Consider the following 13,926-nt stretch of genomic DNA (forward strand, 5'->3'; position numbering starts at 1 on the left):
GGCTTTCCGCGAAATGGCTCGGCCGGGCCATGAAGGCGTCTCCCGTGCCGGGTGGCTGACTGCCCTAAGAATTGAACCAGTGCGGCAGTCTGTCGAGTCCAATCAGGTCATCATATGTGGGTCGCGGGCGAACAATGGCGAATTCATCGCCCTTCACCAGCACTTCGGGCACCAGCAGACGGGTGTTGTAGGTGGAGGCCATGACCGCGCCGTAGGCACCGGCCGAATGGAACACCACCAGATCCCCCTCCTTCACCTCCGGCAGGGTGCGGTCCGTGGCGAAGGTATCGCCGGTTTCGCAAACCGGGCCGACGACGGTGACGTCAGCGCGCGGGGTCAGGGCGTTCGGCTCGACGACCGGCGCGATGTCGTGGTGCGCCTCGTAGAGCGACGGGCGGATCAGGTCGTTCATGGCGGCATCCACCACCACGAAGGTCTTCTTCGTGCCGCGCTTCACGTAGATGACCTTGGAGACGAGAATACCGGCGTTGCCGACGATCAGGCGGCCCGGCTCCAGGATCAGCCGCACGCCCCAGTTATGGGTGATGCGGTTGACCATCGCGCCATAGGCGACCGGCAGCGGCGGGGCCGCGCTGTCCTCGTAATAGGGAATGCCGAGGCCGCCGCCCAGATCGGCGCGCTCGATGGTGTGGCCATCCTCGCGCAGCATCTGGATCAGCTTGCCGACGCGGGCAAAGGCTTCCTCGAACGGCTCCAGCTCGGTGAGCTGGCTGCCGATGTGCACGTCAACGCCGACGACGCGGATGCCCGGAAGCGTGGCCGCCCTGGCGTAGATGTCCCGCGCCTGCTCCCACGAGATACCGAACTTATTCTCCGCCTTGCCGGTGGAGATCTTGGCGTGGGTCTTGGCGTCCACGTCCGGATTGACGCGGAAGGCGATGTTCGCGGTCAGGCCGAGGCCGCTCGCCACTTCGGAGAGGGCGTAAAGCTCGGGCTCGGATTCCACGTTGAACTGGTAGATGCCCGCCTGAAGGCCCGCCGCCATTTCCTCGCGCGTCTTGCCGACGCCGGAGAAGACGATGCGCTCGGCCGGAATGCCTGCCGCCAGCGCCCGCTTCAGCTCACCCATCGAGACCACGTCCGCACCCGCGCCGCGGCGGGCCAGCGTCGAGAGCACGGCCTGATTGGAGTTGGACTTGACCGCGAAGCAGACCAGCGCGTCCTGGCCTTCCAGCGCCTGGCTGAACACGTCGAAGTGCCGCTCGAGCGTGGCGGTGGAGTAGCAGTAGAACGGCGTGCCGACTTCCTGCGCAATGCGGGCGACAGCAATGTTCTCGGCGAACATCTCGCCGTTCCGGTAAGCGAAGTGACGCATGACTTAATTCCCGGGCGATGCGGACGGCGCCTGCGGCGCCGCCGGAGGTGTGGCGGGCTCGGTGGGCGGCGTGACGGGCGGCTGGGGCCCCTGCTGCTCCCAGATCGGCGCGGGCGGCTGCTTGCCCGGAGGCGGCACGAGATCGCCGCGCTTGCCGCAGGCGGCAACAGCCAGCGCACACACCAGGAGAACAACAGCACGGGTCATAGGCCGAGATCCTTCTTTGCCGCTTCGATCTGCCCCTTCACCTGCACCGGGGCGGTGCCGCCGTAGCTGGTACGGCTGGCGACCGATGCCTCGACGGTGAGCACCGAGTAAACATCATCGGTGATGCGGGAGTCGATGGCCTTGAGCTCGTCCAGCGTCAGCTCATGGAGCATGACGCCCTTGCCTTCCGCCAGTTTCACCGCGTTGCCGGTGATGTGGTGGGCATCGCGGAAGGGCACGCCCGCCGCGCGCACCAGCCAGTCTGCCAGATCGGTGGCGGTGGAGAAGCCGGAGGCGGCCGCGTTGCGCATGGGCTCGGCGTTGAACACCAGCGTCTCGACCATGCCGGTGGTGGCGGCAAGGCAGAGGCCGAGGGTGTCGAACGCCTCGAACACCGGCACCTTGTCTTCCTGCATGTCCTTCGAATAGGCCAGCGGCAGACCCTTCATCACGACGGCGAGGCGCTGGAAGTTGCCGAGCAGGTGACCCGCCTTGGCGCGCACCAGCTCAGCAGCGTCAGGGTTGCGCTTCTGCGGCATGATGGAGGAGCCGGTGGAGAAGGCATCCGGCAGGCTGATGAACTTGTAGGGCTGGCTGGCCCAGATGATGATTTCCTCGGCGAAGCGCGACAGGTGCAGGCCGGTCATGCCCGCTGCCGCCAGCGCTTCCAGCGCGAAATCACGGTCCGACACGGAATCGAGGCTGTTGGCGGTCGGGCGGTCGAAGCCCAGCGCCGCTGCCGTGTTGAAGCGGTCGGTCGGGAAGCTGGTGCCGGCCAGCGCCGCCGCGCCCAGCGGGGACTCGTTCAGGCGCTTGCGGCAATCGGCAAAGCGGCCGCGATCGCGGCGGATCATCTCGTAGTAGGCCATCAGGTGATGGCCGAGGGTGACGGGCTGGGCCACCTGAAGGTGGGTGAAGCCCGGCATCACGGTTTCCGCATGCTCCTCGGCGCGCTTGACGAGCGCGGCCTGAAGCGCGGCGAGCGCGGCGTCGGTCTGGTCAATGGCGTCACGCACCCACAGCTTGAAATCGGTCGCCACCTGATCGTTGCGGGAGCGGGCCACGTGCAGGCGCTTGGCGGGCTCGCCGATCAGCTCGGCAAGGCGGGCCTCGACGTGCATGTGGATGTCTTCGAGCGCCGGGTTTTCCACCAGCTTGCCCGCCTCGATCTCGGCGGCAACCTGATCCAGACCGGACTGGATGGCGGCGTTGTCGGCCTCGGTCAGGATACCCTGCTTGGCGACCATGGCGGCGTGCGCCTTCGAACCGGCAATGTCCTGTTTCCACAGACGCTTGTCGAAGCCGATCGATGCGTTAATCTCCGTCATCACGGCGGACGGTCCGCCGCTGAAACGACCGCCCCACAGCTGATTGGCCGCCTTGTTCTCTGCCATCTGTCCTACCCCGACTTCAGGAGCCCTAACCATGTACCAAGCCCGCAACGCTCGCCGCAGCAAAGCACGTCATGGCGCATACGGCGTTGCGCTTCTCGCCGCAAGCGCCTTGGGCCTTCCGGCCAGCCTGTCCGCCGCCCCGGCGGCACCGGAGGCCGCGCAAGGGGTACAGACCGTCATCGCCATCAAGGCCGGACGGCTGGTGGACGTGGCCTCGGGGCAGGTGCGGCAGAACCAGGTCGTGCTGATCAGCGGCGACACCATCACCACCGTCGGCCCCGCCGGACGCACGGCCATTCCCGCTGGCGCGCGGGTGATCGACCTCTCCGACGCCACGGTGATGCCCGGGTTCATCGACACCCACACCCACGTGACCGCCAACGCCACCGACGACAGCTACGGCGGCCTTGCCACCTCCATTCCGCGCGCCACGGTGCGGGGCGTCGCCAACGCGCAGAAGATGCTGCTGGCGGGCTTCACCACCATCCGCGAGGTGGGCGCGCCGGGCTATGCGGACATTGCCATCCGCGACGCGATCGAGGCGGGCGAGGTGCCCGGCCCGCGCATGCTGGTGGCGGGCCCGTCGCTCGGCATCACCGGCGGCCACTGCGACAACAACCTGCTGCCGCCCGAGTACAACGACCGCGGCGAAGGCGTGGCCGACGGCGTCAACGAAGTGCGCCGCGCCGTGCGCCGCAACGTGAAGTACGGCGTCGATGTGATCAAATACTGCGGCACCGGCGGCGTGTTCTCCAAGGGCACCAAGGTGGGCGCGCAGCAGTTCACCGAGGAGGAGGTGAAGGCGCTGATCGACGAGGCGCACATGCATGGCCGCAAGGTTGCCGTGCACGCCCACGGCACTGACGGCATCAAGGTGGCGCTGCGCAACGGCGTCGATACGGTGGAGCACGCCAGCATCATCGACGACGAGGGCATTGCGCTCGCCAAGAAGAGCGGCGCGTTCCTCTCCATGGATATCTACAACACCGAGTTCACCCAGACCTACGGCAAGGCCAACGGCGTGCTGGAGGAGTTCCTGCGCAAGGACCGCGAGGTGGCGCAGGTGCAGCGCGACAACTTCCGCAAGGCGGCAAAGGCGGGCGTGAAGCTGACCTTCGGCTCGGACGCGGGCGTTTATCCCCACGGCGAGGGCGGACGCCAGTTTGCGGTGATGGTGGAATACGGCATGACCCCGATGCAGGCCATTCAGGCCGCCACCCTCATCGGCGCGCAGGCGCTGGGCGTGGAGAAGGCCTGGGGGCAGATCGCCCCCGGCCTGAAGGCGGACATCGTGGCGGTGAAGGCGGACCCGCTCCAGAACATCCGGGCGCTGGAAGCCCCGGACTTCGTGATGAAGGGCGGCGTGACCTACTGGCACCCGGGCGGCACCACGGGCGGCGCAACGTCCTGAGGCTCTTCACGGCCTGACGCGACAGAATGACCTGCGGCCGTGCCAAGCCTTGGCCGGCCGCAGGGTTCTGCTAGCTCTGGGCCCTATTCTGGTTTCTTCCTGAAGGAGTGAGGCGATGGCACGCCGTTTTCCCGCCCTGCTGGCCCTTGCTGCAAGTGTTGCGGCAAGCCTTGCGACAGTGACCCCTGCCGTGAGCGCGCAGGCCAAGACGACGGACCTGACCCGCTTCGCCACCGGCGATCTGGCGCGGCTGGATTTCGCGCAGGCAGGCACGGCCGCGCCCGCCACCCCGTTCGAGGCCAAGGGCGGCAAGACGGCAACCCTCGCCCAGTTCAAGGGCAAGGTGGTGGTGCTGAACCTGTGGGCCACCTGGTGCGCGCCGTGCGTGAAGGAAATGCCCCAGCTCGACCGGCTTCAGGGCATGTTCCCGGCCAAGGACCTCGCCGTCGTCACCGTCTCCATGGACATGGCCGGATGGCGCGCCGTCGAGCCGTTCTGGGAGAAGCGGGGCCTCAAGAACATCACCCCCTACCTCGACAAGAAGAACGCGCTGGCGCTGGGCTACAAGGCGCGTGGCCTGCCGCTGACCGTGATCTACGACCGGCAGGGCAAGGAAGTCGCCCGCATCGCCGCACCCGCCGAATGGGACGCCAAGCCCGCCATCGATCTGATCGCGGTGCTGGTGGGCAGCGGGAAGAAGTAGGGTTTCTGCTCAAGGGCGTTTTGCGGGGGTCTTAACCCCCGCGTCCCCTTTCGTTTATCGAGCCTCATTTATCGAGCCGTGCGCGTGAGTTGAGGCGCGCCCTTTTTTTCATTTGAGAGGGCCGGTCAGGAAAACTATACCGCCGACGCAATATCAGACTAGTCATTATGATCTAAAAAGGGTCGATTACCGACGATCAACCCGCGCTGGAGATGTCCTGTCATGGCCCTGAAGCCATCTTCCCGACTGCTGGCCTTCGTTGCCGGCCTGGCACTGCTCTGCCCCGCCTCGGCCGAGGCGCAACGCAAAGCCCCGCCATCCAAAACCGCAGTGGCCACGGCGCAGCAGTATGGCCACTTCGCGACCGACAGCCTGTCCAGGCTGACGTTCTTCTACGCCGGGCGGTCCATGCCCAGCCAAGGCTTCAAGGCGCAGGACGGCAAAAGGGTCAAGCTGGCGGACTTTCAGGGCAAGGTGGTGGTGCTGAACCTCTGGGCCACCTGGTGCGCGCCGTGCGTGAAGGAAATGCCCCAGCTCGACCGGCTGCAAGGCATGTACCCCGCTGAGGATCTGGCCGTCCTTACCGTCTCCATCGACACCAGGGGATGGCGCGTGGTCGCCCCGTTCTGGGAGAAACATAACTTCCAGAACATCCAGCCCTACTTCGATCAGACCCGTATGCTTCTTGATGCCTTCAAGGCCGGTACCGTGCCGCTGACCATCATCTACGACCGGCAGGGCAAGGAAATCGCCCGCGTTCCCGGCGCCGCCGAATGGGATGCCAAACCGGCCACGGACCTGATCGCCACGCTGGTGGCGCAGGGAAAACGGTAGGGTTGGGCGCAAGCTATCTCTTGGAGGGAAATATCCATGAAGATGACCGGACGCTGCCGCTGTGAGCGGGTCACGTTTGAAATCAGCGCGCCGCCCATGGTGACCATGGCGTGCCATTGCCGGGGCTGCCAGCGCATGACCGCCAGCGCCTACTCGCTGAGCGTCCTCGTTCCGTCCGAAGGCTTCCGCATCGCCAGCGGCGAGCCGGTTATCGGCGGATTGCACGGGCCGAACCGGCACTACTTCTGCCCGCATTGCATGGGCTGGCTGTTCACCCGGCCGGAAGGGATGGATTTTCTCGTTGCTGTGCGCTCGACCATGCTCGACCAGCGAGGGTGGGACACGCCCTTCATCGAGACCTGCACGTCAGAGAAGCTGCCCTGGGTCACGACACCCGCAAAGCACAGCTATGCCGAGTTCCCGCCGCCAGAGGCCTTTGAACCGCTGATCGCCGAGTTCGCCGCGCAGACGCAATAGGGCTGGGCAGCTTTCGGTATCGCGGTGCTGGTGGGGCAGGAAGTAGGGCTGTCTGCTCAGGGGTTCTTGTAGGAATTCTCGTGCGCGGAGGCACACAAGTATTAATCAGCCTGCCCTTGCTTCCTGCGGACAAGCCAGAACAAAGCGAGGCTCAGTGGTACAAAGTAAAAAGCAAGGTGGACTTGATAAAAGACTGCACCGAGCGGAGCCGTTGAGGTCGAAGTCAAATCGGCTGTGCTGACGAAACGGTACTGAAGCACCAGTGTCACCGCAGCGATAGCCAACAGCGCAATTTGAAGAGCGCGGATTTTGGTGCGCCGCACGAGCAGGAACGTCACCCAAGGGGTCGCTGCTATAACCGGGAGCATGAAGACGAGGGGTAGGATGAGCAGCAGGGACAGCACCACCTCCCACAGGGTCAAGGAGAACTCGTCAACAGAAGCCCCTTCCTCCTGACCGCCTCCGAAAATCATTATGGCGTACGAGAGAGCACACATCGCTGCCGCTGCCCAGGAGGCCGCGTCCCAGCTTCTTAACCAGGCGCAAAGGTTCGGTAGCTTTCCCGCCATACCATGACCCTGCCAGAAAGCCGCCGCGCCTACAATCTCCGCTGTCCGCCCTTAGAATATATTGATCCATCAGAGCTTTACTGAACATTTCCCTTTCAGAAGCCCGGGTGCAGGGGACTCGCTGATTGTGCGCTTCCGCACACGGAGTCCCCCGCGCAAAAACAACCCTACAGTTCGTACTTCTCCACCACCCACGGCTCGGCGTTGCCGCTCGCGATCCATTCGGCGACGAAGGGCTGGGCGAGCATGGCGTCAACGTAGGCTTGGCACTCCGGCGTCAGCTTCACGTCGTAGGTGACGAAGCGGGTGACGACGGGGGCGTACATGCAGTCGGCAGCGGAGAAGGCGCCGAACAGGAACGGGCCGTCCCCGTTGGCGCCGTACTTCCGGAGGCACTCGGTCCAGAGGGACTGAATGCGGTCGACATCGGCCTGTGCGGCCTCGGGCACGGCGAAACCGGGATAGGTGCGGGCCACGTTCATGCCGAGGTTCTGGCGCAGCGGCTGGAAGCCGGAGTGCATCTCGGCGCTGACCGAGCGGGCGATGGCGCGGGCTTCGCGGTCCTTGGGCCACAGTCCGGCCTCGGGTGCCAGCTCGGCCAGATATTCGATGATGGCGAGCGAGTCCCAGATCTTCAGGTCACCGTGCTGGAGCAGCGGCACCTTGCGGTTGGGGGAATGGGTGGCGAGCCAGTTGTTCATCTCGTCGGACCCGAGGCAGTACACCTGCTCGGTGAAGGGAAGCCCGGTAGCCTTGAGCGCCAGCCACGGCCGCATGGACCACGATGAGTACCGTTTGTTGCCGAGCGTGATGTGAAGATCCGCCATAGTGCCCTCCCATGTTTGAAACGTGCCTTTCACTTTTTCTAGCGAAACGGCCCCGGCTTGGATAGCGTCCGCCCGGTATGAGGAGGCTGCCATGAAACTGTTTTATTCCGCTGCAAGTCCGTTCGTTCGCAAGGTGCGGCTGGCCGCTGCCGTGCGCGGCATTTCCGACCGGATCGAACTGGTGGCGACCGACACGATGGCAAGCCCGCCGGACCTGCTGGCGGCCAACCCGCTCTCCAAGATCCCGGCGCTGGTGACGCGGGAGGGGCAGAGCCTGTTCGACAGCCCGGTCATCTGCGAATACCTCGACACCGTGGGCGAGGCCCCGCGCCTGTTCCCCGCCGAGGGCCCGGAGCGGTGGAGCAGCCTGCGCCTGCAGGCGCTGGGAGACGGTATCATGGATGCAGCGGTGGCATCGGTTTACGAAGGCCGCCGCCCGCAGGAGGGGGCCCGTAGCGCCAACATCGCCCGACAGAAGGCGGCGATCAGCCGTGGGCTGGATGCGATCGAGGCGGAGATCGAGGCGCTGGACGGCCCGTGGACCATCGGCGGCGTGAGCGTGGTGGCGGCGCTGGGCTACCTGAACTTCCGGCTGGGCGCGGACAACTGGCTCGCCACCCGGCCGAAGCTGGCGGCATGGTACGAGCGGGTGAGCGCAGAACCTCTGATTGCCGAGAGTGCCCCGGCCTGACCGCTGGCCCTGCCGCGCCGCCCGGGCTAGATCCCTTCGCAGCATGAGTTGAGTTACTTTCGGGGGATCGATGACCAGCGATACACACCACGCGGCGGAACAGGCCGGCGGCTCTCAGCGCGTTCTTGTGGAAGAGGGCGAATGGCAGGGCTGGTACTACTCGACCGGCGATGCCTTCAACGCCCACGTGGGGCCATTCTACTACCGCGATGACGAAAATGGCGCGCGGGTGTGCGCCATGCGGGCGGAAGCACGGCACCTGAACGGCGGCGGCATGATGCACGGCGGGGCGCTGATGACCTTCGCCGACTACTGCCTCTACGCGTTCGCCTCCATTCTGGGCGACCCGCACATGGTGACGGCCTCCTTCAACAGCGAGTTCGTGGGCGCAGTGCCCCCGGGCGCGATTGTCGAATGCCGGGGCGAGGTCATCCGCAGCACCCGCAGCATGGTCTTTTTGCGCGGCCTGATGACGGTTGAGGGCGAGACGGTGCTCAGCTTCTCGGGTATCCTGAAGAAGGTCAGGCCGAAGTCTTAAAAGCCGAACGGGAGGCATGTAATCGCGACCGCCTTCACGACAACCGAAGCTGCCGGCCGTGCCTGCAGGGCCGCGCTCCTGCTCCTGTCCCTGTCCGTTCTGGGGCTGGCGCTGGCAGGGTGCGCCAGCCTGCCGGCCCCGCGCACGCTTTCCTGCCTCGAGAGCGAGCGGCCCGAGATCCGGGTTTCGCAAGACGGGCGCACGGCGAGCACCACGCTCGATGTGCTGACCTACAACATCGAGGGGCTGCCCTGGCCCGCGCGGACTGGGCGCGGCGACAAGCTCCAGCAGATCGGCGAGACGCTGCGCCAGCTTCGGGAGTCCGGCGATGCGCCGGATGTCGTGCTGTTTCAGGAGATGTTCTCGAAATCCGCCGTCAGGAGCGTGGTTGCGGCGGACTATCCGGCCCTCGTGGCGGGGCCGGCGCGCAAGCAGCGCAGTGTCTATACGGCGGAGACGGCGCTGCCGGGTCGCGCCAAGGCGGGCAAGGGCGAACTCGGCCTGCGCCTGATGCACTCAGGGCTTGCCATTGCCAGCCGCTATCCGATGGCGGCGAGCGCCTCCAACCCCTTCTCCCGGAAAACCTGCGCGGGCTTCGATTGCCTGGCCAACAAGGGCGTGCTGTTCGCCCGCATCACCCTGCCCGGCGTGCCCGGCCCCATCGACGTGTTCAACACCCACATGAACTCGCAGGGCGCATCCGGCGTGTCGGCGGAGCGGCACCTCGCCTCCCACAACGCGCAGGCGGTGGAGCTGACCCGCTTCCTCGCCAGCACGTGGGACCGCCGAAACCCCGCCATCTTCGGCGGAGACTTCAACATGCGGCAGGCCCCCGAGCGGTACGACGTCTTCCGGCGGCTGCAGCCGCTGGCGCTGGTGCACGAGCATTGCCTGCCGGAGGGGCAATGTGATGTCAGAATGTCATGGGATGGCGATGCGCCCTGGATGGACACACAGGACCTGCAGCTGTTCGCTACAAGCGCTCAGGTCAGGATCCGGCCGATCCGCGTGGAGGCCATGTTCGACGGAAGCCCGGGCAACCCCCAGCTCTCCGACCATGACGGCCTGCGGGTGATTTATGAGATCAGTTGGGATGCACGACTGAGCGCTTCAAACCTGTGCGCGATCGAGCCGATGCCGATCCCAGCGCACGAAGAGTAAGACGTTTTTCACTTTGCAGGAGGGGCTTACCCCTCCTGCACCTCCCATTCATTTTAGCGGGCCGTGCGTGCGTTGACGTTCAGCGCCTGCTGTTTCCAACTGTCCGAATGAAAAAGGGACGCGCCCGGCAGTGCCGCGCACGTCCCTTTCAAACGAAGGGGGTGTGGGGATTAAAGACCCCCACGAAAAGCCCCTTATCGAGCAGGCCCCTTACCGCGTCGGGACCGGCTTCTCGCCCGAGTAGTCATAGAAGCCGCGGCCGGACTTGCGGCCGTACCAGCCTGCTTCCACGTACTTCACCAGCAGCGGGGCCGGGCGATACTTGGGATCGCCGAAGCCTTCGTGCATGACGCGCATGATGGCGAGCAGGGTGTCGAGGCCGACGAAGTCGCACAGCTCGAGCGGGCCCATGGGGTGGTTCGCGCCGAGCTTCAGGCCGTTGTCGATGTCCTCGACCGAGCCGACGCCATCCTGCAGGGCGAAGATCGCCTCGTTCAGCATGGGGCACAGCACGCGGTTGACGACGAAAGTCGGCATGTCGCCCGCAGCGACCACCACTTTGCCCATGCGGCTGGCGACTTCGGTGAGTGCGCTGGCGGTGGCGTCAGAGGTAGCGATGCCGCGAATGACTTCGACCAGCTTCATCACTGGCACCGGGTTGAAGAAGTGCATGCCGCCGAAGCGGTCCGGCCGGTCGGTGGCGGCGGCAAGGCGGGTGATGGAAATGGAGGAGGTGTTGGAGGCGATGAGCGCCTGCGGCTTCAGCACCGCGCCCAGCTTGGCGAAGATGTCGCGCTTGATCGCCTCGTTCTCGGTGGCGGCCTCGATCACGAGGTCCGCATCCCGGAAATCGGCATAGTCGGTGGTCAGCGAAATGCGGGCGAGCGTGGCGTCCGCATCAGCCTGGGTGATGGCTTCCTTCGAGACCTGACGGGCCAGGTTCTTCTGGATGGCGGCGAGGCCCTTCTCGGCCCGGTCCATGGCGACTTCGGCAATGATGACGGAATAGCCCGCAGCCGCTGCAACGTGGGCGATGCCGTTGCCCATGAGGCCCGCCCCGATCACGCCGATGGTCTTGATGGTCATGGTGTCTCCCCCCTTCAAATACGCGCTGCCTTCTTCAGGCAGGATTGAACTACCCCAGATAACAGAAAAGCCCGCCAGCAGGGCTGAAGGGCTTTTCCGTTTGATCGACTGGACAAGCCTTAGAGCTTGCTGGTCATCTCCGGGACGATCTGGAACAGATCGCCGACGAGGCCGAAGTCGGCGACCTGGAAGATCGGCGCTTCTTCGTCCTTGTTGATGGCGACGATGACCTTGGAGTCCTTCATGCCTGCCAGGTGCTGGATCGCGCCCGAGATACCGGCGGCGATGTACAGCTCCGGCGCGACGATCTTGCCGGTCTGGCCGACCTGATAGTCGTTGGGCATGTAGCCGGCGTCGACAGCCGCGCGCGAGGCGCCAACGGCGGCGCCCAGCTTGTCGGCCAGCGGCTCGATGATGGTCTTGAAGGCATCGGCCGAACCGAGCGCACGGCCGCCCGAGACGATGACCTTGGCCGAGGTCAGCTCCGGACGGTCCGACTTGGACAGCTCGGCGCCAACGAAGCTCGACAGGCCCGCATCGCCCTTGGCCGCCACGTTTTCAACCGCAGCGGAACCGCCGGTGGCGGCTGCCTTGGCAAAAGCGGTGGTGCGCACGGTGATGACCTTCTTGGCGTCGGTCGACTGCACGGTCGCAATGGCGTTGCCGGCATAGATCGGGCGCTGGAAGGTATCGGCGCTGTCAACGGCGATGATGTCGGACACCTGCGCCACATCGAGCAGGGCCGCCACGCGCGGCGCGACGTTCTTGCCGTTGGAGGTGGCCGGAGCCACCAGCGCATCGTAGCCGGCCATCAGCTCGACCAGCAGCGGCGCGAGGTTTTCGGCCAGCTGGTTGGCATAGGCGGCATCATCGGCCACCAGAACCTTGGCGACGCCCGCAACAGCGGCGGCGGCCTGAGCCGCGCCGGAGACGCCTTGACCGGCGACCAGCACGTGCACGTCGCCGCCCAGCTTGCCAGCGGCGGTGACGGCCGCCAGGGTTGCGTCCTTCAGGGTGTTGTTGTCGTGTTCTGCCAGAACCAGGACGCTCATGCGATCGCTCCCACTTCCTTGAGCTTGCCAATCAGCTCGTCAACGCTGCCAACCTTGATACCGGCCTGACGCTTCGGCGGCTCGGACACCTTCAGGGTCTTCAGGCGCGGGGCAACCTCAACGCCGTAGTCAGCCGGCGACTTCTCGGCGATCGGCTTGGACTTGGCCTTCATGATGTTGGGCAGCGAAGCATAGCGCGGCTCATTGAGGCGCAGGTCGGTGGTGACCACCGCCGGCAGGCTCAGCGCCACGGTTTCCAGACCGCCGTCGACTTCGCGGGTGACGTTCAGCTTGTCGCCCGCCTGCTCGACCTTGGAGGCGAAGGTGCCCTGGGACCAGCCCAGCAGCGCCGCCAGCATCTGGCCGGTCTGGTTGCTGTCGTCGTCAATGGCCTGCTTGCCGAGCAGAACAACCTGCGGCTGCTCCTCGCCCACGATCTTGGCCAGCAGCTTGGCAACGCCCAGCGGCTCCACCGCTTCGTCGGACTTCACCAGAATGCCGCGATCAGCGCCCATGGCCAGCGCCGTGCGCAGGGTCTCGGTCGACTTGGCTTCACCGATCGACACAACCACGATCTCGGTGGCGATGCCCTTTTCCTTCAGGCGAACCGCTTCCTCGACGGCAATCTCGTCGAAGGGGTTCATGCTCATCTTCACGTTCGCGAGCTCAACGCCCGTCTGATCCGCCTTTACGCGAACCTTCACATTCGCATCAACCACCCGTTTGACGGGCACCAGAACCTTCATTCCATCACTCCTCTGCGGCCACGGGAGGAGGAGAACCTTCGTCCCCCGAATTCCAAGGTTGACGATTCCGCCAACGGTCAGGCGTTTGCGTCAACTCGGCCAGTGGTGTCAACTCCAGCCGTCCATAAATCGCACGACGGCTGTCTGCACATCCTACTTATGCTAGGATTGGCAAGGAAAGCGCGGCGAAACAGCGCAAAGCACCAGCAGGCGGCCAATCACGCCCTGAATTCCCGCAGATTCCGCCGCCAACCCTGCGGATCAGCGGGTTTCGCCCGGTCAGCGGTTCGCGCCCGGCACCCACAGCACGTCCGCCTCGCCCCGCCCATTCAGGTAGCGAGCCAGCACGAACATGTAATCGGACAGGCGATTGAGATATTGAATGGCCACCGGGTTGATCGGCTCCTGCTCGGCGGCGGCGGTGGTCATCCGCTCGGCCCGGCGCACCACGGTGCGGGCGAGATGCAGGTAGGCTGAGGCCGCGGAACCGCCCGGCAGGATGAAGCTGTTCAGCGGCTGAAGCTCTGCGTTCAGCGCATCGATTTCCCGCTCGAGCCGCTCCACCTGCTGGGGCTGGATGCGCAGCGCGTTCTCCATGTCCGTGCCCGGCGTGGCGAGATCTGCGCCGAGGTCGAACAGGTCATTTTGAATGCGAGATAACGCCGCATCGATATCTTCGGCCCCGTTTCCGGCCGTATGCAACCGCGCGATGCCGATGACCGAGCTGGCCTCGTCCACCGTGCCATAGGCCTCGATGCGGATGGCGTGCTTGGGCAGTCGGCTGCCGTCCACGAGGCTGGTCTGCCCCTGATCGCCGCCACGGGTGTAGATCTTGGTGAGTTTAACCATTGCCCCCGGTCCTTGCTCTTTGCCCCTGGTCCTTGTTCTTCCTCA

Annotated in this window: 16 protein-coding genes; 7 read left to right on the forward strand and 9 right to left on the reverse strand. The window is 65.4% G+C overall.

Annotation, left to right across the window (positions count from 1 at the left end; genetic code table 11):
- Positions 1–64: 64 nt before the first annotated feature.
- From lysA to argH, 3 genes are read right to left on the reverse strand one after another with little or no spacing between them, the layout of a single operon-like run.
- Positions 65–1,336: a diaminopimelate decarboxylase gene (lysA, locus tag VIG90_RS08905; RefSeq protein ID WP_331593145.1), complete on the reverse strand. Its 1,272-nt coding sequence runs from the start codon at positions 1,334–1,336 to the stop codon at positions 65–67.
- A 3-nt stretch (positions 1,337–1,339) separates the two neighbouring features.
- Positions 1,340–1,543, reverse strand: coding sequence for an LPS translocon maturation chaperone LptM (gene lptM / locus VIG90_RS08910; RefSeq protein WP_331593146.1), 204 nt, complete (start codon positions 1,541–1,543; stop codon positions 1,340–1,342).
- The gene (gene argH / locus VIG90_RS08915; protein ID WP_331593160.1) at positions 1,540–2,910 is read right to left on the reverse strand and encodes an argininosuccinate lyase; all 1,371 of its coding nucleotides are present in this window, start codon (positions 2,908–2,910) and stop codon (positions 1,540–1,542) included. Before argH ends, lptM begins: the two co-directional genes overlap by 4 nt.
- 58 nt (positions 2,911–2,968) lie before the next feature.
- Between argH and VIG90_RS08920 the strand changes: the two genes are divergently transcribed.
- The 4 genes from VIG90_RS08920 to VIG90_RS08935 all read left to right on the forward strand — a co-directional run bounded on the left by VIG90_RS08920 (position 2,969) and on the right by VIG90_RS08935 (position 6,362).
- Positions 2,969–4,348, forward strand: a complete 1,380-nt coding sequence (locus VIG90_RS08920) for an amidohydrolase family protein (protein WP_331593147.1) — start codon at positions 2,969–2,971, stop codon at positions 4,346–4,348.
- 115 nt (positions 4,349–4,463) lie between these two features.
- Positions 4,464–5,051, forward strand: a complete 588-nt coding sequence (locus tag VIG90_RS08925) for a TlpA disulfide reductase family protein (protein WP_331593148.1) — start codon at positions 4,464–4,466, stop codon at positions 5,049–5,051.
- A 222-nt stretch (positions 5,052–5,273) separates the two neighbouring features.
- A complete protein-coding gene (locus VIG90_RS08930) occupies positions 5,274–5,885 on the forward strand; it encodes a TlpA disulfide reductase family protein (RefSeq protein WP_331593149.1) in 612 nt (203 codons plus the stop codon).
- 36 nt (positions 5,886–5,921) lie between these two features.
- On the forward strand, positions 5,922–6,362 hold the full coding sequence (locus tag VIG90_RS08935) for a GFA family protein (protein WP_331593150.1): 441 nt from the start codon (positions 5,922–5,924) through the stop codon (positions 6,360–6,362).
- Positions 6,363–6,463: 101 nt separating this feature from the next.
- On the opposite strand, the gene VIG90_RS08940 is transcribed toward VIG90_RS08935, so the two are convergent.
- Positions 6,464–6,784 (reverse strand): hypothetical protein, encoded by a 321-nt coding sequence (locus tag VIG90_RS08940; RefSeq protein ID WP_331593151.1) that lies wholly within the window; start codon positions 6,782–6,784, stop codon positions 6,464–6,466.
- Positions 6,785–7,098: 314 nt separating this feature from the next.
- Positions 7,099–7,758 carry a glutathione S-transferase family protein gene (locus VIG90_RS08945; RefSeq protein WP_331593152.1) on the reverse strand — a complete coding sequence of 220 codons (660 nt, stop codon included), beginning with the start codon at positions 7,756–7,758 and terminating at the stop codon, positions 7,099–7,101.
- A gap of 91 nt (positions 7,759–7,849) precedes the next feature.
- Between VIG90_RS08945 and VIG90_RS08950 the strand changes: the two genes are divergently transcribed.
- The 3 genes from VIG90_RS08950 (at position 7,850) to VIG90_RS08960 (ending at position 10,148) form a co-directional block, all read left to right on the forward strand.
- Positions 7,850–8,449, forward strand: a complete 600-nt coding sequence (locus tag VIG90_RS08950; RefSeq protein ID WP_331593153.1) for a glutathione S-transferase N-terminal domain-containing protein — start codon at positions 7,850–7,852, stop codon at positions 8,447–8,449.
- Positions 8,450–8,519: 70 nt separating this feature from the next.
- Positions 8,520–8,987 (forward strand): PaaI family thioesterase, encoded by a 468-nt coding sequence (locus tag VIG90_RS08955; RefSeq protein WP_331593154.1) that lies wholly within the window; start codon positions 8,520–8,522, stop codon positions 8,985–8,987.
- A 222-nt stretch (positions 8,988–9,209) separates the two neighbouring features.
- Positions 9,210–10,148, forward strand: coding sequence for an endonuclease/exonuclease/phosphatase family protein (locus tag VIG90_RS08960; RefSeq protein WP_331593155.1), 939 nt, complete (start codon positions 9,210–9,212; stop codon positions 10,146–10,148).
- A 210-nt stretch (positions 10,149–10,358) separates the two neighbouring features.
- On the opposite strand, the gene VIG90_RS08965 is transcribed toward VIG90_RS08960, so the two are convergent.
- The 4 genes from VIG90_RS08965 to VIG90_RS08980 all read right to left on the reverse strand — a co-directional run bounded on the left by VIG90_RS08965 (position 10,359) and on the right by VIG90_RS08980 (position 13,881).
- The gene (locus VIG90_RS08965) at positions 10,359–11,234 is read right to left on the reverse strand and encodes a 3-hydroxybutyryl-CoA dehydrogenase (protein ID WP_331593156.1); all 876 of its coding nucleotides are present in this window, start codon (positions 11,232–11,234) and stop codon (positions 10,359–10,361) included.
- A 119-nt stretch (positions 11,235–11,353) separates the two neighbouring features.
- On the reverse strand, positions 11,354–12,286 hold the full coding sequence (locus VIG90_RS08970; RefSeq protein ID WP_331593157.1) for an electron transfer flavoprotein subunit alpha/FixB family protein: 933 nt from the start codon (positions 12,284–12,286) through the stop codon (positions 11,354–11,356).
- On the reverse strand, positions 12,283–13,032 hold the full coding sequence (locus VIG90_RS08975; RefSeq protein ID WP_331593158.1) for an electron transfer flavoprotein subunit beta/FixA family protein: 750 nt from the start codon (positions 13,030–13,032) through the stop codon (positions 12,283–12,285). Before VIG90_RS08975 ends, VIG90_RS08970 begins: the two co-directional genes overlap by 4 nt.
- A gap of 279 nt (positions 13,033–13,311) precedes the next feature.
- Positions 13,312–13,881, reverse strand: coding sequence for a cob(I)yrinic acid a,c-diamide adenosyltransferase (locus VIG90_RS08980; RefSeq protein ID WP_331593159.1), 570 nt, complete (start codon positions 13,879–13,881; stop codon positions 13,312–13,314).
- Positions 13,882–13,926 lie beyond the last annotated feature (45 nt).

Source organism: Pedomonas sp. (assembly GCF_036515995.1).
Classification (GTDB): Bacteria; Pseudomonadota; Alphaproteobacteria; order Sphingomonadales; family Sphingomonadaceae; genus Pedomonas.

Bases quoted from the DNA above. Each gene is read 5' to 3' on its own strand.
- lysA (WP_331593145.1), bottom strand. From the start codon at position 1,336: ATGCGTCACTTCGCTTACCGGAACGGCGAGATGTTCGCCGAGAACATT.
- lptM (WP_331593146.1), bottom strand. From the start codon at position 1,543: ATGACCCGTGCTGTTGTTCTCCTGGTGTGTGCGCTGGCTGTTGCCGCC.
- VIG90_RS08920 (WP_331593147.1), top strand. From the start codon at position 2,969: ATGTACCAAGCCCGCAACGCTCGCCGCAGCAAAGCACGTCATGGCGCA.
- VIG90_RS08925 (WP_331593148.1), top strand. From the start codon at position 4,464: ATGGCACGCCGTTTTCCCGCCCTGCTGGCCCTTGCTGCAAGTGTTGCG.
- VIG90_RS08930 (WP_331593149.1), top strand. From the start codon at position 5,274: ATGGCCCTGAAGCCATCTTCCCGACTGCTGGCCTTCGTTGCCGGCCTG.
- VIG90_RS08935 (WP_331593150.1), top strand. From the start codon at position 5,922: ATGAAGATGACCGGACGCTGCCGCTGTGAGCGGGTCACGTTTGAAATC.
- VIG90_RS08945 (WP_331593152.1), bottom strand. From the start codon at position 7,758: ATGGCGGATCTTCACATCACGCTCGGCAACAAACGGTACTCATCGTGG.
- VIG90_RS08950 (WP_331593153.1), top strand. From the start codon at position 7,850: ATGAAACTGTTTTATTCCGCTGCAAGTCCGTTCGTTCGCAAGGTGCGG.
- VIG90_RS08955 (WP_331593154.1), top strand. From the start codon at position 8,520: ATGACCAGCGATACACACCACGCGGCGGAACAGGCCGGCGGCTCTCAG.
- VIG90_RS08965 (WP_331593156.1), bottom strand. From the start codon at position 11,234: ATGACCATCAAGACCATCGGCGTGATCGGGGCGGGCCTCATGGGCAAC.
- VIG90_RS08970 (WP_331593157.1), bottom strand. From the start codon at position 12,286: ATGAGCGTCCTGGTTCTGGCAGAACACGACAACAACACCCTGAAGGAC.
- VIG90_RS08975 (WP_331593158.1), bottom strand. From the start codon at position 13,032: ATGAAGGTTCTGGTGCCCGTCAAACGGGTGGTTGATGCGAATGTGAAG.
- VIG90_RS08980 (WP_331593159.1), bottom strand. From the start codon at position 13,881: ATGGTTAAACTCACCAAGATCTACACCCGTGGCGGCGATCAGGGGCAG.